Below are 625 nucleotides of genomic sequence, written 5' to 3' on the forward strand. Positions count from 1 at the left end.
CGGTCGAAAGCACGTGCGATGATTTTCACTTTCGGGTACGTGTGCTTCATGTATTTCACCAGTTCCACACTCGATTCTTGGTTATCAATCGCGACGACCAACGCAGCCGCATGCTCGATACCTGCCGTGTGCAGCATATCTGGTCGGGTTGCGTCACCAAAATAGGCACGAGTGCCAATCTGGCGCATGTTATCGACTTGGTTGGCTTGATGGTCAAGCACTACCGTTGTTACGCCGTTCGATACTAATAGGCGATTCACAATCTGACCAAAGCGGCCAATACCAGCAATGATGACTGTGCCTGTTTCTTCAATCGTATCGCTTTCGCGTTCATTCGATTGGGTTTCAAAGCGAGGCAAAATCACCCGATCAAACAAAATGAACAAGCCCGGGGTCAGGAACATTGAAATCGCAACCACCAGTGCAAGAGTTTGCGAGAGTTCAAACGGAATGACGTGGTTTTGCACAGAGAAGCTTAGCAACACAAAACCAAATTCACCCGCTTGAGCCAAGCTTAGGGTAAACAGCCAGCGGTTGCTACCTTTCACTCTAAATATCAGCGCGAGAATAAACAGCACCAAGGCTTTCAAAACCATCACGCCAATGGTCAGCGCCATGATCAGCC

The 625-nt window shown here is 49.0% G+C and carries 1 protein-coding gene; it reads right to left on the reverse strand.

What is annotated here, in order from left to right; all coding sequences use genetic code 11:
- Window positions 1–625, reverse strand: a 625-nt coding sequence (locus R8N47_RS26240; protein WP_318186235.1) for an NAD-binding protein, incomplete at both ends; no start/stop codon positions are given.

The organism is Vibrio sp. 2132-1 (assembly GCF_033344315.1).